Genomic DNA, 18,854 nt, shown 5'->3' on the forward strand with positions numbered 1-18,854 from the left:
TCGAAGGGGGTTTCGTGGGGGGGTGGGCAGATCGGGGAGGGTCAGGATCGAAGGGCCAGGCGGGACCAGTCCCCGTCGAGCTGCTCGAGCACCGGAGCCGGTCGAGCGCCGAGCACGATGGACTGGGCGTAATTGGCGACGGGGATCGCCGAGGGGATCAACTGCGACGCCCCGAGGTAGAACGCGGCATCGTCGTAGTACTTCTGCATGCCGACCAGAGCCGGATTGCCGGTCGGCGGGGCATCCTTCGTCGTTCCGAAGGCGTTGTTGTCGGCGTTGTACTTGTTCTGGATCTCGGGCTGCATGAGGAAGGAGAGGAAGCTGCGTGCCGCCTCCTGCTTCTTCGAGGCCTCGGGAATCCAGAGTGCGAGGTCCACGTTCACGCGGACCTTCAGGTCGGCGGGGTCGTTCGTCACCGGGAGCGGGAAGGTGCCGACGTTGAGCGTCTTGTTCGTCTTGGCGAGCTCGCCGAGCGCCCACGGGCCCTGCAGGTACATGGCCGACTTGCCCTGCGCGAAGGCCAGGTTCCCGTCGCCGTAGCCGCGGCTCGCGGCATCCCGGTTGGCGTAGGCCGCGAGCTCTGAGACCCGTTTCATCGCTGGCGTGAAGTCCTTCTGGAACGAGACCCTCGACGACGAGCCGACCGAGGTGCCCTCGGACTTCAGCCTGTCGAAGAACTTCGGGAGGTCGAGCATGCCCCCGAGCGTGTAGTCGAAGATGCCCTGCGCGATGGTCCAGTTGTCTTTGTAAGTGTTGTAGAAGGGTGAGATGCCCGCAGAGGTGAAGGTCTCCGATACCGCGACGAGCTCGTCCCACGTCGTGGGAACCGACACCCCGTACTTGGCGAACAGGTCTTTGTTGTAGAGCACGGATGCGGCGGTCAGCGAGTAGGGGATGACGCTCGTGCGGCCCGGATAGTCTGCGGTTGCCGCGACCAGCGGCGTGATGTCGGGATTGATCCGGCTCGCCTCTGGCATGTCGGCGAGGTCGCTGAGAGCGCCACGCTCGACGAACTGCACCATTGAGAAGTTGTAGTTGAGGCATCCGAGGTCCGGAGGGCTGTCTCGCACGAAGTCGGCCGACAGGTTCGACGTCGAGTCCCGCACGACGCGCACCTTCGACTGTGTCTTATGGAAGGCCGCGATCAAGTTGTCGAAGTACCCGAGCACCTCGGGCTTCGAGATGTAGAAGCTGATCTCGGTCACCCCGGCACCCTGGGGCGCACAGCCCGAGAGGGCGAAACCGGTACCGAGCGCTCCGGCACCGAGGAGCAGGGAGCGCCGGCTCAGATGCGGAAGGGAGGAAGGTCGTTGAGGATGCACGTCATTGTCTCCTTTGGGAGCGGAGCCGCCATCGGCCCCGCTGTTTAGATAATGTACATCCTAAATTTAGATCGCGCATCAATTATTTTCGAGCCCCGTTCACGGTACCTTCGCTATATGGCATTGGAGCAGGCAGCAGCATCCACCCAGCTTCTCCGACGGATGAATGCCGAGGCGGTGCTCCGCTATGCGCTTGGCGCGGGGGTCTTCAACGCGAGTGACGTGATCGAGTCGACCGGGCTGACCCGGTCGACGGTCATCGGGCTGTGCGACTACCTGATCGAACTCGGCTGGATCGATCGACTCGACGATGCACGGGCGGCGGGCGAATACAGCAAGGGCCGGCCGGCCCGCCGCTTCGAGCTCCGGGCCTCGGCAGGATTCATCGTCGGCGTCGACGCCGGGCAGCACAGCGCCACCGCCGTGGTAGCCGACGTGCGCGGTCACGTGGTCGGCAGGGTCCGTCGATCCTTCGGCGACGAGGCTCTCGATCCCACCGTGCGCCTTGCGGTGATGACAGACGCCGTGGACACCGTGCTCGCCGAGGCGGAGGTCTCCAGGGCAGCGGTGCTCGCGACGGTTTTCGGTATTCCTGCCCCCACCGACGAGGGCGGTCGCTCACCGTTCGGCGAGGAGGGGTACTGGGCGGCCATGAACCCCCATCTCTCGACCGCCTTCGCCGGCTACGGCCGGGTGATCGTGGAGAACGATGCCAATCTCGCGGCGCTGGCGGAACAGTCGATCGGGGCGGGCAGGGGCATCCGGTCCTTCGCCGCGCTGCTTTCCGGTGAACGGTTCGGGGCCGGTCTCATCATCGACAACCTGCTGATCCGTGGCCGCCACGGCGGCGCGGGCGAGATGCGGATGCTCGACATCGTGGAGGGCGTCGGTTCGGCTGACGGCCTCGCCGCCCTCGCGCGCGACTGGGGACGGGAGGCCGCCGTCGCATCGTCCACTCCCCCAGCCCCGATCGCCCCGGTGGAGGTGACCGCCGAGGCCGTGCTCGCCAAGGCCGCATCGGGCGATGCGGCCAGCCTCGCGATCGTCGCCCGCCTCGGCGAGCGGCTGGCGAGAGTGTGTTTCGTGCTGTCGAGCATGCTCGACGTCGAGCGCGTCATCCTCGTCGGCGCCGTCGCTGTCGCGGCGGGGCCCATCATCGAGAAGGCCACCGCCGTGTTGGAGCACGAGTTCTATGAGCCGGTGCCCGAGATCGTCGCGTCGCCTCTCGGAGCGGATGCCGTCGTGCTCGGGGCGATCCAGCGCGGTATCGCGCTCGTGCAGGCGAACCCGCTCAGCTTCGAGCCAGCGCTCGCTCTGCCTGCTCCGACGGCCTGACGCGTACGACCTATCGACCACCTCGGCGGAGGCGCCTCTTCAACATCAGGTCGGGCGCATCGTGGCCGAAACTCTGCTGTTGAAAGAGCCATTCCGCGAAATTCTGCTGTTGAGCGAGCACCCGGTGGCATGGCAGCTAGTTATTGAAGCGGAACTCCACCACGTCGCCATCCTGCATCACGTAGTCCTTGCCCTCGATGCGGGCCTTGCCCTTGGCCCGCGCCTCCGCGATGGAGCCGGTGTCGACGAGGTCCTGGAAGCCGATGACCTCAGCCTTGATGAAGCCCTTCTCGAAGTCGGTGTGGATCACGCCGGCGGCCTGCGGGGCCTTTGCCCCCTTCGGGATCGTCCACGCCCGGGCCTCTTTCGGGCCGGCGGTGAGGTAGGTCTGCAGGCCGAGAGTGTCGAAGCCGATGCGGGCGAGCTGGGTGAGGCCGCTCTCCTCCTGGCCGGTGGAGGCGAGCAGTTCCGCAGCATCAGCGGGCTCGAGGTCTATGAGCTCGGACTCGAGTTTCGCGTCGAGGAAGATGGCCTTGGCCGGGGAGACGAGGGCCGCGAGGCCGGCGAGGGCCGCGGCATCCTGCAGCAGGTCCTCGTCGACGTTGAAGACGTAGATGAACGGCTTGGTGGTGAGTAGTCCGAGTTCCTGGATGAGCGAGAGGTCGATGGAGGACGCCGAGAGCGGCTTGCCCGAGTCGAGGAACTTCTGCGCCTCGATCGCCGCCGCGAGCACCGCGGGCTCGGTGCGCTTGGTCTTGACTTCCTTCTCGTACCGCGGCACGGCCTTCTCGAGGGTCTGGAGGTCGGCGAGGATGAGCTCGGTGTTGATGGTCTCCATGTCGGAGGCCGCGTCGACCTTGCCATCGACGTGCACGACATCCGGGTCCGCGAACCCACGGATCACCTGGGCGATCGCATCCGCTTCCCGGATGTTGGCGAGGAACTTGTTGCCGAGCCCCTCCCCGACGGAGGCGCCTTTCACGATACCGGCGATGTCGACGAAGGAGACCGGTGCCGCGAGGATGCGCTCGCTGCCGAACAGCTCGGCGAGCGCGTCGAGGCGGGGATCCGGGAGGCTCACGACGCCGACGTTGGGCTCGATGGTGGCGAAGGGATAGTTCGCCGCCAGCACCTGGTTCTTGGTGAGGGCGTTGAACAGGGTGGACTTGCCGACATTGGGCAGTCCGACGATTGCAATAGTGAGAGCCACGAGGGTCTACTGTATCGGGCCCCCGGAAAGCTTCGCTCGGAACGCGTGAGTTCGATATGGAAGGGCGAAGGTCGACCTACCGGCCAACGCGGGGTCGGATGCCGCGAGCTCACGCACCGCGGCGAGGATGGTCGTCCGGCGCTCGGGCGACGCCGTGATGATGTAGCTGCGGGAGGCGACGAGCGCTACGAGGGATTGCGCGTCGATCGGGTTCTGCCAGTCGACCTGCATCGTCTCGGTCGGCCCGAACGGCGGAGGGATCTCGATCGCACCCCGGATGAATCGCTCCGCATCGCTCGAACCCATGATGTCGCTCAGCCGCCCGACCCAGTCCACGCTCTCGTCCCGGATGTTCCAGACCAGCGCGAGGGTACCGCCCGGACGCAACACCCTCGCGATCTCGGCGGCGGCCCGCGGGGCATCCATCCAGTGCCAGGCCTGGGCTGCGGTGACCACGTCCACACTCGAATCGGGAAGGGGGATGCTCTCCCCCGTGCCCGCGACGGCCCGCACGCTCGGCAGCGCCGCCGCGAGCGTTGCACGCATCACGTCATCCGGCTCCACGGCGATCACCTCGAGGCCGCGGGCGACGAGCGAGCGGGTGAACTTGCCCGTGCCCGCCCCGAGGTCGAGCGCCGTTCGGGCGCCGGTCGGAAGCATCCAGTCCACCGCGGCATCGGGGTAGCCAGGGCGAGCGCGGTCGTACTCTCCCGCTGCCCGCCCGAAGGAGCTTGCCTGCTCGGCGGAGCGGTTCTCGTCCATCAGTCGCGTCCCATCAGTTGCGCCCGCCCAGTCGTCCGAGGAAGGCGCCGAGGCCATCAGGCGTCAGCTCGAACCCGATCGAGCGCGACGGATTGACGACGACGCCGGCTCCCGGGGGAATCGAGACGAGCAGCGATCGCCCATCGATGGTGAGGGCGAACGCGGCGAGGTCGCCGAAGTCGGCGATCTGGTCAGCGTGAGTGAATACCGCGAGCATCGAGGATCCCTTCACGTCGAAGAGAACCGGCTGCAACTGCGACAGGTTATCGGTCACCTGCGTGCCACTCGGCACGATCACCGGGCTCACCGCGAACAGCTCGAGCACGTCGAGCATCGTGGCGCGCCCCGCCTCGGCGAGCACGATCATCCGTTCGAGCTCGGTGGGGTCACGCACAGCGTGGGCTTCCATGCTTCGACCCTATGCCGCTCGTGCGAAACGATCGCAACGCGGCGCGCTCACCGGGCGCCGTCGCAGGCCCGTGAGACGATGCCGGGATGGCCCTCAACTTCACCGCGATCGACTTCGAGACCGCCAATTCGTCCGCCGCTTCCGCCTGCTCGGTGGGACTGGTGAAGGTGCGAGACGGCGTCGTCGTCGATCGGGCGGCCTGGTTCATCCGACCGCCCGCCGGGTTCGATCACTTCAACGAGTGGAACACCCGCATCCACGGCATCATGGCCCCGGATGTCGCGGGCGCACTGCTCTGGAGCGAACAGCTGCCCGACCTTGTGGCATTCGCCGACGACGACTTCCTCGTCGCCCACAACGCCGGCTTCGACATGGGGGTCATCGCCGCCGCGTGTCGCGCGAGCTTCGTCGAGATCCCCGACCTGCGGTACCTCTGCAGCCTCCAGGTGGCGCGCAAGACCTACAGCCTCGATTCCTACCGCCTGCCGATGGCGGCCATGGCTGCCGGCTTCGAGGACTTCGCTCACCACGACGCGCTGGCCGACTCCGAGGCGTGTGCAGCGATCATCGTGCACGCGGCGAACCGGCACGATGCCTCGTCGATCGAAGACCTCGCCCGCATCACCGGCTCGCGTATCGGCGCGATCGGTCCGCGCGCGGCCGACACCGCCCCGCTGTTCCGGGGCTGATGCGCCTGCGGGCTGCGAGCCGCGCGACTAGTTCTGCGGGAAGCCGAGGTTGATTCCCCCGTGGCTCGGGTCGAGCCAGCGGCTGGTGATCGCCTTCTCACGCGTGAAGAACTGGAATCCCTGGATGCCGTAGGCCTTCGAGTCGCCGAAGGCCGAGTCCTTGAACCCGCCGAACGAGTAGTACGCAACGGGAACGGGGATCGGCACGTTGATTCCGATCATCCCGACCTCGATCTCGTTCTGGAAGCGGCGGGCCGCGCCCCCGTCGTTGGTGAAGATCGCGGTGCCGTTGCCGTACCGGCTTGCGTTGATGAGGGCGACACCCTCGTCGTAGCTCTTCACCCGCACGATCGACAGCACCGGTCCGAAGATCTCGTCGGTGTAGACCCGCGAGGTGAGCGGCACGTTGTCGATGAGGGTCGGGCCGAGCCAGAAGCCGTTCGGATCGCCATCCGCGGTGACACCGCGGCCGTCGACGACGACGGTCGCGCCGTCCTCGGTCGCGATGTCGATGTAGGAGGCGACCTTGTCGCGGTGCACCTCGGTGACGAGCGGTCCCATGTCGCAGGAGCGTCGGCCGTCACCGATCACGAGTGTGGCCATGCGCGCGGTGATCTTCTCGATCAGCGCGTCCGCCACCGGCTCGACGGCGACCAGCACCGAGATCGCCATGCAGCGCTCACCCGCCGAGCCGAACCCGGCGTTGATCGCGGCATCTGCGGTGAGATCGAGGTCGGCATCCGGAAGCACCAGCATGTGGTTCTTCGCCCCGCCGAGGGCCTGCACGCGCTTTCCGTTGCGGGCGGATGTCTCGTAGATGTACTTCGCGATGGGTGTGGAGCCGACGAACGAGATCGACTTCACGTCCGGGTGCTCGAGCAGGCCGTCGACGGCGACCTTGTCGCCGTGCAGCACGTTGAACACCCCATCGGGAAGCCCGGCCTCGGAGAACAGGGCCGCGAGCCAGTTGGCCGACGAGGGGTCCTTCTCGGACGGCTTCAGCACGACGGTGTTACCCGCCGCGATCGCGATCGGGAAGAACCACATCGGCACCATCGCCGGGAAGTTGAACGGGCTGATGATGCCGACGACTCCGAGCGGACCCCGGGTGGAGTACACGTCGACGCCGGTCGACACGTTCTCGCTGAACTCGCCCTTGATGATGTGCGGGAAGCCGGTGGCGAGCTCGACGACCTCGAGGCCGCGGGTGATCTCCCCGGCCGCGTCGGAGAGCACCTTGCCGTGCTCGGAGGTGAGGATCTCGGCCAGCTCGCCCTTGCGCTCGTTGAGCAGCTCCCGAAAGCGGAAGATGATCTGCTGGCGCTTCGTGACCGACGTGTCGCGCCAGGCCGGGAACGCCTTCTTGGCAGAGGCGACGGCCTCGTCGATCTCGGTAGTGTCCGCGAGCGCCACGTTCTTGGTCGCCACGCCCAGCGCCGGATCGAAGACCGGCGCGGTGCGGCCGGACGCGCTCGGCCGCTCGGCTCCATCGATCCAATGCGGCACTACAGGGAGATTCGACACGATCGACTGCTTTCTCATCGGGCGTGACAGGCTGACACGCTGCCTCACGATCATCCCACTAGTGGATGTCTCCGCCCGTGCGTCGTCGTGTGGGCGCCTCGGCGGCTTTGTCGGGGCCCGATGCCAGACTGGGCGGATGGATCCCATCGCAGCGCTCATCATCGGCCTTGTCATCGGCATCGTGCTCGGCGCGGTCATCGGCCTGCTCATCGCCCGTGCCCGCCGCACGTCGGCACCGGTCGATCCTGCCTCCGTCGCAGCCCAGGCCGCGGCCGAGGCGCTCCTCGCCTCGCAGCACGAGATCGCTCTCGCTTCTGTGCGCGCCGAGGAGGCGGCCGCCCGGTCCGCCCTCGGCTCGGAGCTCGCAGCGATCCAGGCCACCGCGATCGCCCTCAAGGAGCAGGTCGGGGCGCAACAGGAGCAGTATCGCGAACTCGTCGAGCGCCAGCGTCGGGAGCAGGCTGCGGAGTCCGACCGCCAGCAGCGCGAGAGCAAGGTGCTCCAGGCCCTCACTCCGGTGCAGGAGTCGCTCCGCTCGATGCAACTGAAAGTGACAGCGCTCGAGACGCAGCGCAGCCTGCAGCACGGCCAACTCACGCAACAGTTGCGCAACGCCACCGAGTCGGAGGAGCGACTGCGCAGCACCGCGGAGTCCCTCGCCTCGGCACTGCGCAACAACGCGACGCGCGGGGTCTGGGGCGAGACCCAGCTGCGCAACGTGGTGCAGGCCGCCGGCCTCATCGAGAGGGTCGACTTCGACGTACAGTCCAGCATCGCCTCGGATGCCGGAGCCGGTCGGCCCGACATGGTCATCCATCTTCCGGGCGGCAAGAACATCGCGGTGGACGCGAAGGTGCCCTTCACCGCCTATCTTGAGGCCAGCCAGATCGCCGTCACCGCGACGGGTGAAGAGGGAGCACGTCGAGAGGCATTCATCAAGCAGCATGTGCGCGCGGTGCGCGCCCACATCGACACCCTGGGGAGCAAGGCCTATTGGGCCGGGCTCGAGGCCTCCCCCGAACTCGTGATCGCGTTCATCCCGAGCGAGTCGCTCGTGGCCTCCGCCATGGAGGCCGATCCCGGCATCATGGACTACGCCTTCTCCAAGCGGGTCGCGCTCTCCTCGCCCGTGACGCTCTGGTCAGTGCTCAAGACCGTGGCCTTCAGCTGGCAGCAGGATGTCGTCACGCAGGAGGCGAAGATGCTGTTCGAGACCAGCCGCGAACTCTACGGACGTCTGGCCACGCTTGCCGGACACATCGAGAAGCTCGGCCGGTCCATCGAGAGCACGGTGAAGAACTACAACGGGTTCGTCGGTTCACTCGAGCGCCAGGTGCTCCCCTCGGCGCGCAAACTGAACGTGCTCGACGAGTCGAAGGTGCTCGGCACCCACGCCGAGATCGAGGAACTTCCGCGTGATCTCACCGCTTTCGAGCTCGTCGCAGAGCTCGAGATCGTGAGCGCTCTCGAGGCGACGCCGGGCCCATCCGACTGACTTTATTAGGTTAGCCTAACCTTTGTTCGCACTCCCGATCAAAGGATTCTCGTGTCTCTGCTCTCGCACCCTCGCGCCCGTCCCGTCATCGTCAGCACCGCCGCCGCGGGGCTCATCGTCGGCCTGCTCAGCGGCTGCTCCTCCACCGCCCCGCAGGCGGACACCGCCTCCTCCGCCGGATTCCCGGTCACCATTGCGAGCACTCACGGCTCTGCGATCATCGATACGACGCCGAAACGGGTCGCCACCGTGAGCTGGACCAACCAGGATGTGGCCATCGCCCTCGGCGTCATCCCCACGACGATGGCCTTCGCCAACTACGGCGATGACGACACCGACGGCTACCTCCCCTGGACCTACGACGCGCTGAAGAAGCGGGGTGCCACGATGCCGCCGCTGCACGACGAGACCGACGGCATCCCCTTCGAGAAGATCAGCGATGCACGACCCGATGTGATCCTCGGTGCCTACTCCGGCCTCAGCAAGGAGGACTTCGACACCCTGCAGAAGATCGCCCCCACCGTGAGCTATCCCGACAAGCCGTGGAGCACCTCGTGGAAGGACACCACGCGGATCGACGCGAAGGCCCTCGGCAAGACCGCCGAGGCCGAGACCAGGATTGCCGAGGTCGAGAAGCAGATCGCGAGCGAGGTGGCGAAGCATCCGCAGCTCGCCGGCAAGACCTTCGCCTACCTGTCGATCACGTCGGCGAACCCCGACGCGATCACCTACTACACGCCGAATGACGCCCGGGTGAAGTTCGTCACCGAACTCGGCCTCAAGAACTCGCCGACGGTCACGAAGCTGAGCTCCGGCAGTTCCGAGTTCTACGGCACCATCAGCGCCGAGAACGCCGACACGATCGATGCCGATATCGTGATCCTCTACCTCGACGACGACAGCTCGCTCGACGCGATCAAGGACAGCGCGCTGCTCAGCCTGATCCCGGCCATCAGGCGCGGATCCGTCGTCTCAATGATCGACCAGCCGTTCATCATGTCGACCTCCGCGCCGTCGCTGCTCTCCATTCCGTGGTCGATCGAGAAGTACACCTCGCTGATCGCCGCCGCCGCAGACAGGGTCTAGCAATCGGCATCGCCCGCCGGCCCCTCGCGCTCGCGGCGTGCGGGCTGGCGCTCCTGATCGCGATCGGGCTGTCTCTCGCCTTCGGGGCACGGGACATGTCGCTCGCTGTGGCCTTCCACGGCCTGGTGTCGCCGAGTCCGGACTCGATCGACGACCTCGCGGTGCAGTCGCGCATCCCGCGCACCATCGCCGGGCTGCTCGTCGGGTCCGCGCTCGGACTCGCCGGGGCGATGATGCAGGGGGTCGCGCGCAACCCGCTCGCTGATCCGGGCATCCTCGGCGTCAATGCCGGAGCCGCGCTCTTCGTGGTCGTCGCGCTCACCTTCCTCGGCGTCACCACCACCCTCGGCTACCTCGGATTCGCCTTCGCGGGCGCCGCCCTCGCCGCGGTGGTGGTGTATTCCGTCGCCGCGATCGGCCGTGAGGGTACGACGCCGGTGAAGCTGGCACTCGCCGGTGCCGCGGTCACCGCGGCGCTCTCCTCCCTGGTCACGGCGGTACTGCTCACCCGCCAGGACTCGCTCGATGCGTTCCGTTTCTGGCAGGTCGGCGCTCTGTCGGGCCGCAGCATCGAATCGATCACCGCGGTGTTGCCGTTCATCGCCGTGGCGGGCATCCTCGCTCTGGCCAGCGGGCGGATGCTCAATGTGCTCGCCCTCGGCGACGACCTCGGGCGGGCGCTCGGCCAGCGCGTCGGCCTCTCGCGCCTCGTCGGTGCGATCGTCGTCGTGGTGCTCTGCGGATCCGCGACCGCCCTCGCCGGCCCGATCGGCTTCGTCGGTCTCGTCATCCCCCACGTCGCCCGGCTGGTCGTCGGTGCCGACTATCGCTGGATCCTGCCGCTCTCGGCGCTGCTCGGACCGGTGCTTCTGCTCGGAGCGGATGTCATCGGCCGGATTGTCGCGCGCCCCGGCGAGCTCGAGGTGGGCATCGTCACCGCGCTGATCGGCGCGCCGGTGTTCATCCTCATCGTGCGTTACCGCCGGATGGCGAGCCTGTGACCCGGCCGATCCGGGTTGCGGTGACCCTCTTCGTCGCGGTGCTTGGCGCCTTCACCGTCTCCCTGTGCATCGGCGACACCGTGTTCTCCCCCCTCGAGGCACTCCGGGTGATCGTAGGCCAGCCCGTTCCCGGCGCCGGGTTCACCATCGGTGAGCTCCGCCTCCCCCGCGCGATCTGCGCCGCTCTGGTCGGGATCGCGTTCGGTCTCTCGGGCACCATCTTCCAGACGCTCCTCCGCAACGTGCTCGCGAGCCCGGATGTGATCGGAGTGACGGCGGGGGCCAGCGCCTCGGCCGTTGTCGGGATCGCGGTGATCGGGGCATCCGGTGCTGTGGTCTCCGGCATCGCGCTCGCCGGCGCGCTCGTGGCCGCCGCCATCATGTACCTGCTGGCCTCTCGCAACGGGCTCTCCGGCTACCGGCTGATCCTGATCGGGATCGGGGTGGCGGCCCTCCTTCAGGCTGTCGTCTCGTTCGTGCTCACCCGCTCGTCGATCGGCGAGGTGCAGGATGCCCTTGTCTGGCTCACCGGCAGTCTCAACCGCAGCCTCTGGAACCAGGTGCCCGCCCTCGCCGGAGCACTCCTCGTGCTCGTGCCTGCCGTGGCACTGCTCGCCCGACCCCTCGGCATCCTGCAGCTCGGCGACGACGCTGCGGCGGGTCTCGGGGCACGGGTGGGGCGCTCGCGTCTCGCGCTCATCCTCGTCGCCGTCGCGCTCGCCGCGGTCGCCACGGCCGCCGCCGGTCCGGTCGCGTTCGTCGCCCTGCTTTCGGGACCGATCGCGAAGAGACTCACCCGGAGTCCCGGAGCCGCCCTGCTCCCCTCGGCACTCGTCGGGGCCCTCGTGGTGCTGGTGGCGGACTTCGTCGGGCAACATCTCCTGGGCACGCGCCTGCCCGTCGGAGTGGTCACCGGCGTGATCGGGGCGCCCTTTCTGCTCTGGATGCTCGCCCGCTCGAACAGGAGAGGCACCTATGCCTGAAACCCCCCACCACACCCTCGAGGCCCGCTCGGTGACCCTCGCCTACGGCGATCTGGTGATCATCGACGACCTCAGCGCGCTCGTGCCTCCCGGCAAGGTGACCGTGATCGTGGGGGCGAACGCTTGCGGCAAATCCACCCTGCTCCGTGGGCTCGCCCGACTGGTGCGACCGACCCGGGGCACCGTGCTGCTCGATGACGCAGACCTGAATGCCCGTCCGACTGCCGAGGTGGCGCGCGTGCTCGGACTGCTGCCGCAGTCGCCGGTCGCCCCCGAAGGCATCACCGTGGGCGACCTGGTCGGCCGGGGACGCTATCCCCACCAGGGCTGGTTCCGTCGCTGGACCGCTCAGGATGACGAGGCCGTCGCCGACGCCCTGACCGCCACCGACACGCTCGCGCTCGCCTCCCGGCCGGTGGACGAGCTCTCCGGGGGCCAGCGCCAGCGCGTCTGGATCGCGATGGCGCTTGCCCAGGACACGGACATCCTCCTGCTCGACGAACCCACGACCTTCCTCGACCTCGCCCACCAGATCGCCGTGCTGGACCTGCTCACCGATCTCAACCGCCGCCGCGGCTCGACGATCGTGATCGTGCTGCACGACCTCAATCTCGCCGCCCGCTACGCCGACCACCTGATCGCCCTCCGGCAGGGCGCGATCGTGGCGAGGGGCAATCCTGCCGAGGTCGTCACCGAGGCCGTTGTACTCGAGGTGTTCGGGCTCGAGAGCCGCGTCATCCGCGACCCCGTGTCCGGTTCCCCCCTCGTCGTGCCGATCGGCCGCCATCACGCCCCACCCGCAGAATCGAGTACGCCCTGACCACGACCACCCGCCCGCTGTACCGTCCATTCGAGGTAGTCGTCGCCGCCGTCGAACGGCTCAGCCCATCCTTCCTCCGGGTCGCATTCGCCGGTGACGACCTGCGCGACTTCGCACCGGAGGGCCTCGACCAGCGCATCAAGCTCGTGCTGCCGAATGCCCGCGGGCTCAGCCCGGCGATCGAGGGCGCGGACGGGTGGTATGCGGCGTGGTGCGCGCTCGACGGCGACGAGAGGCCGCCGCTGCGCACCTACACGGTGCGGCGGCTGTGGCGGCGTGGCTCCGGGGTGCGTCTCGAGGTGGACTTCGTGCTCCACGGGGACGGCGGCCCGGCCTCGCGCTGGGCGGCGGCGGCGAACACGGGTGACCGGGTGCGGATCATCGGACCGGATGCCCGCGCGGGCGGTCCCTTCGGAAGTGTCGCGTGGAATCCCCCGCTCGATGCGACGCGCGTGCTCCTCGCCGGTGATGAGACGGCGGCGCCCGCCATCGCATCGATTCTCGAATCCCTCCAGCCCGGCATCGCCGCGCAGGCGTTCATCGAGGTGCCGACGGCCGAGGATGCGCTCGATATCGCGGCCCCCATAGGAGTCGATGTGCGCTGGCTCCCCCGGGACGGGGCGCCGGTCGGCGACCTGCTCGTGCCGGCGGTGCTGCGGGCGATGCCCGTGGCATCCGCTGCGCTGCGGGTGCCCATCGACACTGCCGACGGCGACCTCTGGGAGGTTCCGGGTCTCGATCCGCACACCGGGGTCGCAACGGCGGTGCACTTCTCGGCGGGCACCTACGCCTGGCTCGCTGGGGAGTCCCGCGTGATCGCAACCCTCCGCCGTCACCTGGTGCGGGAGGTCGGAATCGACCGGGCATCCGTCGCCTTCATGGGCTACTGGCGCGCCGAGTCGGGCGAGAGCTGAACCGGCCTACAGCCACTTCTCCGCGAGGTGATCGGCGACCACACGACGGATGGTGCCGGAGCGACCGCGAAGCACGATGCTCTCGGTGCGGATGATCGGACCCTTCTTGCGCACCCCTCCGACCAACTGGCCGTCGGTGACTCCGGTGGCGACGAAATAGGTGTTGTCGCTGGTCACCAGGTCGTCGATCTCGAGGATGCGCTCGAGATCGTGCCCGGCGTCGATCGCCTTCTGGCGCTCGTCGTCGTTCTGCGGGGCGAGTTTGGCCTGGATGAAACCTCCCAGGCCCTTGAGCGCACACGCCGTGATGATGCCCTCCGGCGTGCCTCCCCTTCCGACGCACATGTCGATGCGGGCGTCATAGCGGGCGGCGTTGATGCCGCCGGCCACGTCCCCGTCCAGCAGCAGGCGCGTCCCGGCCCCCGCCTCGCGGATGTCCTCGATGAGCTGCGCGTGGCGCGGACGGTCGAGCACGGCGACGACGAGATCCGAGACTTCCTTGTTCATCGCCTTCGCCAGGGCGCGGATGTTCTCGCCGATCGGCTTGCGGAGGTCGACGACCCCGTGCCCCTCACGCCCGGTGACGATCTTGTCCATGTAGAACACGGCCGAGGGATCGTACATGCTGCCGCGATCCGCCACCGCGATCATCGACAGGGCGTTCTGCCGGCCGGCTGCGGTGAGGGAGGTCCCATCGATGGGATCCACGGCGATGTCGCAGGCCTGGCCCTGACCGGTGCCCACGTGCTCACCGTTGTAGAGCATGGGGGCGTCGTCCTTCTCGCCCTCGCCGATCACGACGAGCCCGTCGAAATCGACGGTGCCGAGGAATTTGCGCATGGCGTCGACGGCGGCGCCATCCGCGGCGTTCTTGTCTCCGCGCCCGATGAAGGGCACGGCCCGGATCGCGGCAGCCTCGGTGGCACGCACCAGCTCCATTCCGAGGTTGCGGTCGGGGTGCTGGAAGGTCGAGCCGGTGTCAGTGTTCACCCGACAAGGGTACCGAGCGGGGCTGGTCACCGGCACGACAGGGGTTCGAAAGATCGCTGCTTCTTTAGTTCAATAGACTCGCAGGTGACATCGGCCCCGCACGCACCGCCGCACGAAGGAGACCTCCATGCCCATCGCAACCCCCGAGCAGTACGCAGACATGCTCGACCGGGCGAAAGCCAGCGGCTTCGCCTACCCGGCAATCAACGCGTCGTCGTCCTCGACGATCAACGGCATTCTGCAGGGACTGACCGAGGCCGGCTCAGACGGCATCATCCAGGTCACCACCGGCGGGGCCGACTTCTTCGCCGGCCAGAGCGTCAAGGCCCGCGCATCCGGGGCCCTCGCCTTCGCGGCTTTCGTCACCGAGGTGGCGAAGAACTATCCCGTAACCGTCGCGCTCCACACCGACCACTGCCCGACCAACGCCCTTGACGACTTCCTCCTCCCGCTGATCGCCGCATCCGAGTCAGAGGTCGCGGCCGGGCGCGGCCCGATCTTCCAGTCCCACATGTGGGATGGCTCGGCGGTGCCGCTCGAGGAGAACCTGCGGGTGGCGCAGCAGATCCTGCCCCGCATGAAGGCGATCTCCTCGATCCTCGAGGTGGAGATCGGCGTCGTCGGCGGCGAGGAAGACGGCGTCAGCCACGACATCAACGAGCACCTGTACACGACGCTGGATGACGCGATCGCGACCGTCGAAGCGCTCGGCCTCGGTGAGAACGGCCGCTACATCGCGGCCCTCACCTTCGGCAACGTGCATGGCGTCTACAAGCCGGGCAACGTGAAGCTGCGCCCCGAGCTGCTCGGCGAGATCCAGGCCGGCATCCAGGCGAAGTATGGAACCGGATCGAAGCCCCTCGACCTCGTCTTCCACGGCGGATCCGGCTCGACCGACGAGGAGATCGCCCTCGCCGTGAAGAACGGCGTGATCAAGATGAACATCGATACCGACACCCAGTACGCCTACAGCCGCTCGGTGGCGGACACCGTGCTCAAGAACTACGACGGGTTCCTCAAGGTGGATGGCGAGGTCGGCAACAAGAAGGTCTACGACCCGCGCTCCTGGGGCAAGCTCGCGGAGTCGGCGCTCGCTGCCCGCGTCGTCGAGGCGACGAAGCAGCTCGGATCGGCCGGCCACTCGGCGGGCTGACCCGCACGGCACGCGCCACACGCTCCGAAGCCGGGCGGGTACGGACACCACGGGCCAGCACGCCGGCCCGGAACGTCCGTACTCGCCCGTTTTGGCGGGCGGGTGGCGGGAGCCTAGCCCCGGAGTTTGCCGAGGTAGGCGGTGAATGCCGGGTCCGACTGCAGCAGGATCACCACGAAGACGAGCGCCACGATGGTCGCGACCACTCCCCCGGCGATCGGCACCCAGAAGGCGATGCGGCCGCGACGCAGCATCCACACCGTCAGGAGCACCGTCCCGACGAACAACGCGAGCGTGATGATGTTGAGAGTGTCACCGAGGCTGGTTGTGAGGGCGGTCGGCGTGTAGTCCCCGATCCCCTGGGTGAGGAAGAACTGGGTAGCGATGGTCGCGAGGGTGTCCCGGATCGCCAGTTGGGCGATAACGTTGATCGTGGCATAGCCGAGCAGTGCGGCCGAGAGGATGAGGTCCCACCGGCGGGGTCGACGCCCGGGAGACCGCGGCGACGACGTGCTCACGCGAGTCGAGGCATCCGGTGCCGGCGGAACGCCCGGAATCGTCGGCGGCACCAGAAGCGGTGACACCGGCGGAAGGGATTCGGCGATGATCTTCGCCTGCTCCTGGGGGGTGGCGTACTCGCCGTATTGCGGGCGCGGGCGGCGCTCCCCGTAGCGCGGGAGTTCCGGTTCACCGCCGGTCGAGGGCTCGGTCACTTCTGCTGCCAATCGAGCTGGCGGATGCGACCCCCGAGCCCCCGAGCGTCGTCCTGGCCGTTCGCGTCCTTGCGCAGCTCCTTCGGCAGGGAGAACATGAGGTCCTCCTCGGCGGTGACGACCTGGCTCACGTCGGTGTAGCCGGCGTCCGCGAGATCGTCGAGCACCTCCTGCACGAGCACCTCGGGTACGGATGCCCCGGACGTGACGCCGACGGTGCCGACGCCGTCGAGCCACTCCTGCTGGATCTCACTCGCGTAGTCGACTCGATACGCGGCGGTCGCGCCGTTCTCGAGCGCGACATCCACGAGCCTCACGGTGTTCGAGCTGTTGGCCGACCCGACCACGATCACCAGTTGCGCCGATTCGGCGACCTTCTTGATGGCGACCTGGCGGTTCTGGGTGGCGTAGCAGATGTCGTCGCTCGGGGGGTTGTGCAGGTTGGGGAAGCGTTCGCGCAGCAGGCGCACGGTCTCCATCGTCTCGTCGACGCTGAGGGTGGTCTGCGAGAGCCAGACGAGGTTGTCGGGATCCGAGACCTCGAGGGTCGCGACATCCGCGGGACTGTTCACCAGGGTGGTGCGCTCCGGCGCGTGTCCCATGGTGCCCTCGACCTCTTCGTGCCCGGCATGGCCGATGAGCAGGATCTGGAAGTCGTCCCTCGCGAAGCGCACGGCTTCGCGATGCACCTTGGTCACCAACGGGCAGGTGGCGTCGATCGCCTCGAGGTTGCGCTCGGCCGCGGCCGCGACGACCGCCGGGGAGACACCGTGCGCGGAGAAGACGATGTGGGCGCCCTCCGGCACCTCGCCGACCTCGTCGACGAAGATGGCGCCCTTCTTCTCCAGGGTGGAGACGACGTGGATGTTGTGCACGATCTGCTTACGCACATAGACCGGAGACCCGTAGTGCTCGAGGGCCTTCTCCACCGCGATGACCGCCCGGTCCACTCCTGCACAGTATCCGCGTGGGGCCGCGAGCAGCACTCGCTTGCCTCCCGTGACGGGGTTGTCCCGTAGCCTGTTGCGTACTGCGGGAACCCGCGGCATGGTCAGGCTCACGGCCTCGCCGTTGGTAATGGTGCTCACCCTGCAGATTCTACGTGGGGTGCGCTGGCGTCGGACTGGGAGGGCTGCTCGTGACGATCGAGACCGGGCCTTCCACCGTGGATGCCCCGTGGCCCGTCGCGCTGCTCTCCGCCAAGATCAAGGGCTGGATCGACCGGCTCGGCGCCGTCTGGGTCGAGGGCGAGATCACCCAGTGGGGCATCTCCGGGGGCAACGTCTACGGAAAGCTCAAAGACCTGGACGTCGATGCGACAGTGGGCTTCACGGTGTGGTCGTCGGTGAAGGCGAAGCTGCCGAACGACCTCAAGCAGGGTGACCGGGTCGTCACGCTTGTCAAGCCGAACTACTGGGTCAAGGGCGGATCGCTCACGATGCAGGTCTTCGAGATGCGACACGTCGGCCTCGGCGACCTGCTCGAGCGGCTTGAGCGACTGCGGCAGAGCCTCCGTGCCGAAGGCCTCTTCGACCTCGACCGCAAGAAGGCGCTCCCGTTCCTGCCCGGTTGCATCGGACTCATCACGGGCAAGGATTCGGATGCCGAGAAAGACGTGCTGCGCAATGCCCAGCTGCGCTGGCCGGCCGTCGAATTCCGCGTGGTTCACACCGCCGTGCAGGGTGATCGCGCCTCGGGAGAGGTGACCGCCGCCTTGCGGAAATTGGACGCGGATCCCGACGTCGACGTGATCATCGTTGCGCGCGGCGGCGGCGACTTCCAGAACCTGCTCGTCTTCAGCGACGAGACCCTGGTGCGCACGGCGGCGGCCTGCACCACACCGATCGTGAGCGCGATCGGGCATGAGGCCGACCGGCCGCTGCTCGACGACGTCGCCGACCTCCGGGCATCCACTCCCACGGACGCGGCGAAGCGTGTGGTGCCGGATGTCGCGGACGAGCTCGCCCGCGTTCAGCAGGCCCGCGCGCGCATCGGCAATCGCATGACCGCCCACGTTCGCACCGAGATCGACAGGCTCGAACAGCTGCGGACCCGGCCGGTGCTTGCCGCCTCCGCCTGGATCGTCGACTCCCGGGCCGAAGAGCTCGGTCGCTACGTCGAGCGCAGCGCCGAACTCATCGAACGCCTGCTCGAGCGTTCCCACACGAGTGTGGTCGACCTCCGGTCGCAGCTTCGTGCGCTCTCCCCGCAGCGCACCCTCGACCGCGGCTACGCCATCGCCCAGCTGCCCGGCGGGGCCGTGCTCAGAAGCTCCGCGGATGCCGTCCCCGGCACTCCCCTCCTCCTCACCCTCGCCGACGGCTCGGCTTCCGCGACGGTCACCGCTCCGCCGGAGACCGCCAGCGAGGCCGGGTAGAATCGTGGCCGTGGCATCCTCCCCCTCCACCTCCCCTGCTCCGTCCGCCGCAGCGCCATCCTCGACCGCCA

The 18,854-nt window shown here is 68.0% G+C and carries 17 protein-coding genes and 1 pseudogene; 10 read left to right on the forward strand and 8 right to left on the reverse strand.

Translation table 11 applies throughout. The features are described 5' to 3' along the window. Positions 1–41 precede the first annotated feature (41 nt). The gene (locus ACVXZ4_RS13870; RefSeq protein ID WP_461795411.1) at positions 42–1,322 is read right to left on the reverse strand and encodes an ABC transporter substrate-binding protein; all 1,281 of its coding nucleotides are present in this window, start codon (positions 1,320–1,322) and stop codon (positions 42–44) included. A gap of 117 nt (positions 1,323–1,439) precedes the next feature. Between ACVXZ4_RS13870 and ACVXZ4_RS13875 the strand changes: the two genes are divergently transcribed. After that, positions 1,440–2,657: an ROK family protein gene (locus tag ACVXZ4_RS13875; protein WP_461795412.1), complete on the forward strand. Its 1,218-nt coding sequence runs from the start codon at positions 1,440–1,442 to the stop codon at positions 2,655–2,657. Between the two features lie 136 nt (positions 2,658–2,793). Here the strand turns inward: ACVXZ4_RS13875 and ychF are convergent, their stop codons facing one another. The 3 genes from ychF to ACVXZ4_RS13890 are packed head-to-tail and all read right to left on the reverse strand — an operon-like array spanning position 2,794 to position 5,038. Then, the gene (gene ychF / locus ACVXZ4_RS13880; RefSeq protein ID WP_461795413.1) at positions 2,794–3,867 is read right to left on the reverse strand and encodes a redox-regulated ATPase YchF; all 1,074 of its coding nucleotides are present in this window, start codon (positions 3,865–3,867) and stop codon (positions 2,794–2,796) included. A gap of 6 nt (positions 3,868–3,873) precedes the next feature. After that, positions 3,874–4,629, reverse strand: a complete 756-nt coding sequence (locus ACVXZ4_RS13885) for a class I SAM-dependent methyltransferase (RefSeq protein ID WP_461795414.1) — start codon at positions 4,627–4,629, stop codon at positions 3,874–3,876. A 13-nt stretch (positions 4,630–4,642) separates the two neighbouring features. Further along, on the reverse strand, positions 4,643–5,038 hold the full coding sequence (locus ACVXZ4_RS13890; RefSeq protein WP_461795415.1) for an SseB family protein: 396 nt from the start codon (positions 5,036–5,038) through the stop codon (positions 4,643–4,645). 86 nt (positions 5,039–5,124) lie between these two features. Between ACVXZ4_RS13890 and ACVXZ4_RS13895 the strand changes: the two genes are divergently transcribed. Next, a complete protein-coding gene (locus tag ACVXZ4_RS13895; RefSeq protein WP_461795416.1) occupies positions 5,125–5,727 on the forward strand; it encodes an exonuclease domain-containing protein in 603 nt (200 codons plus the stop codon). 27 nt (positions 5,728–5,754) lie between these two features. Here the strand turns inward: ACVXZ4_RS13895 and ACVXZ4_RS13900 are convergent, their stop codons facing one another. Continuing rightward, positions 5,755–7,269 carry a CoA-acylating methylmalonate-semialdehyde dehydrogenase gene (locus ACVXZ4_RS13900; protein WP_461795417.1) on the reverse strand — a complete coding sequence of 505 codons (1,515 nt, stop codon included), beginning with the start codon at positions 7,267–7,269 and terminating at the stop codon, positions 5,755–5,757. A gap of 118 nt (positions 7,270–7,387) precedes the next feature. Between ACVXZ4_RS13900 and ACVXZ4_RS13905 the strand changes: the two genes are divergently transcribed. Genes ACVXZ4_RS13905 through ACVXZ4_RS13930 form a run of 6 tightly spaced genes read left to right on the forward strand, consistent with a single transcriptional unit; the run spans position 7,388 to position 13,550 of the window. Further along, the gene (locus tag ACVXZ4_RS13905) at positions 7,388–8,746 is read left to right on the forward strand and encodes a DNA recombination protein RmuC (RefSeq protein WP_461795418.1); all 1,359 of its coding nucleotides are present in this window, start codon (positions 7,388–7,390) and stop codon (positions 8,744–8,746) included. A 51-nt stretch (positions 8,747–8,797) separates the two neighbouring features. Further along, complete coding sequence (locus ACVXZ4_RS13910) at positions 8,798–9,832, forward strand: iron-siderophore ABC transporter substrate-binding protein (protein ID WP_461795419.1); 1,035 nt, start codon at positions 8,798–8,800, stop codon at positions 9,830–9,832. Continuing rightward, on the forward strand, positions 9,778–10,833 hold the full coding sequence (locus tag ACVXZ4_RS13915) for a FecCD family ABC transporter permease (protein WP_461795420.1): 1,056 nt from the start codon (positions 9,778–9,780) through the stop codon (positions 10,831–10,833). Before ACVXZ4_RS13910 ends, ACVXZ4_RS13915 begins: the two co-directional genes overlap by 55 nt. Then, positions 10,830–11,816, forward strand: coding sequence for a FecCD family ABC transporter permease (locus ACVXZ4_RS13920; protein ID WP_461795421.1), 987 nt, complete (start codon positions 10,830–10,832; stop codon positions 11,814–11,816). The genes ACVXZ4_RS13915 and ACVXZ4_RS13920 overlap by 4 nt, the downstream gene beginning before the upstream one ends. After that, the gene (locus ACVXZ4_RS13925) at positions 11,809–12,636 is read left to right on the forward strand and encodes an ABC transporter ATP-binding protein (RefSeq protein WP_461795422.1); all 828 of its coding nucleotides are present in this window, start codon (positions 11,809–11,811) and stop codon (positions 12,634–12,636) included. The genes ACVXZ4_RS13920 and ACVXZ4_RS13925 overlap by 8 nt, the downstream gene beginning before the upstream one ends. A gap of 17 nt (positions 12,637–12,653) precedes the next feature. Next, positions 12,654–13,550 (forward strand): siderophore-interacting protein, encoded by an 897-nt coding sequence (locus ACVXZ4_RS13930; protein ID WP_461797986.1) that lies wholly within the window; start codon positions 12,654–12,656, stop codon positions 13,548–13,550. A gap of 6 nt (positions 13,551–13,556) precedes the next feature. On the opposite strand, the gene glpX is transcribed toward ACVXZ4_RS13930, so the two are convergent. Beyond that, positions 13,557–14,489 carry a class II fructose-bisphosphatase gene (glpX, locus tag ACVXZ4_RS13935; RefSeq protein WP_461797987.1) on the reverse strand — a complete coding sequence of 311 codons (933 nt, stop codon included), beginning with the start codon at positions 14,487–14,489 and terminating at the stop codon, positions 13,557–13,559. Between the two features lie 178 nt (positions 14,490–14,667). Here glpX and fbaA point away from each other — a divergent pair, with 178 nt between their 5' ends. Continuing rightward, entirely contained in the window at positions 14,668–15,693 is a 1,026-nt protein-coding gene (fbaA, locus tag ACVXZ4_RS13940) for a class II fructose-bisphosphate aldolase (RefSeq protein ID WP_461795423.1), read from the forward strand. 113 nt (positions 15,694–15,806) lie between these two features. Here the strand turns inward: fbaA and ACVXZ4_RS13945 are convergent, their stop codons facing one another. Together ACVXZ4_RS13945 and ACVXZ4_RS13950 are read right to left on the reverse strand one after the other, a co-directional pair. Then, positions 15,807–16,406 carry a DUF6264 family protein gene (locus ACVXZ4_RS13945; RefSeq protein WP_461795424.1) on the reverse strand — a complete coding sequence of 200 codons (600 nt, stop codon included), beginning with the start codon at positions 16,404–16,406 and terminating at the stop codon, positions 15,807–15,809. Next, positions 16,403–17,455: a 4-hydroxy-3-methylbut-2-enyl diphosphate reductase gene (locus ACVXZ4_RS13950; protein ID WP_461797988.1), complete on the reverse strand. Its 1,053-nt coding sequence runs from the start codon at positions 17,453–17,455 to the stop codon at positions 16,403–16,405. Before ACVXZ4_RS13950 ends, ACVXZ4_RS13945 begins: the two co-directional genes overlap by 4 nt. Before the next feature lie 74 nt (positions 17,456–17,529). On the opposite strand from ACVXZ4_RS13950, the pseudogene xseA reads away from it, so the two are divergent. Further along, a pseudogene (gene xseA / locus ACVXZ4_RS13955) lies at positions 17,530–18,844 on the forward strand (exodeoxyribonuclease VII large subunit); the annotation flags it as partial. Between the last annotated feature and the right edge of the window lie 10 nt (positions 18,845–18,854).

It is taken from the genome of Lacisediminihabitans sp. FW035, assembly GCF_054880895.1.

Excerpts from the sequence above, each read along its gene's own strand:
- ACVXZ4_RS13875 (WP_461795412.1), top strand. The coding sequence starts at position 1,440 with ATGGCATTGGAGCAGGCAGCAGCATCCACCCAGCTTCTCCGACGGATG.
- ACVXZ4_RS13900 (WP_461795417.1), bottom strand. The coding sequence starts at position 7,269 with ATGAGAAAGCAGTCGATCGTGTCGAATCTCCCTGTAGTGCCGCATTGG.
- glpX (WP_461797987.1), bottom strand. The coding sequence starts at position 14,489 with ATGGAGCTGGTGCGTGCCACCGAGGCTGCCGCGATCCGGGCCGTGCCC.
- fbaA (WP_461795423.1), top strand. The coding sequence starts at position 14,668 with ATGCCCATCGCAACCCCCGAGCAGTACGCAGACATGCTCGACCGGGCG.
- ACVXZ4_RS13890 (WP_461795415.1), bottom strand. The coding sequence starts at position 5,038 with ATGGAAGCCCACGCTGTGCGTGACCCCACCGAGCTCGAACGGATGATC.
- ACVXZ4_RS13950 (WP_461797988.1), bottom strand. The coding sequence starts at position 17,455 with ATGCCGCGGGTTCCCGCAGTACGCAACAGGCTACGGGACAACCCCGTC.
- ACVXZ4_RS13925 (WP_461795422.1), top strand. The coding sequence starts at position 11,809 with ATGCCTGAAACCCCCCACCACACCCTCGAGGCCCGCTCGGTGACCCTC.
- ACVXZ4_RS13905 (WP_461795418.1), top strand. The coding sequence starts at position 7,388 with ATGGATCCCATCGCAGCGCTCATCATCGGCCTTGTCATCGGCATCGTG.
- ACVXZ4_RS13895 (WP_461795416.1), top strand. The coding sequence starts at position 5,125 with ATGGCCCTCAACTTCACCGCGATCGACTTCGAGACCGCCAATTCGTCC.
- ACVXZ4_RS13885 (WP_461795414.1), bottom strand. The coding sequence starts at position 4,629 with ATGGACGAGAACCGCTCCGCCGAGCAGGCAAGCTCCTTCGGGCGGGCA.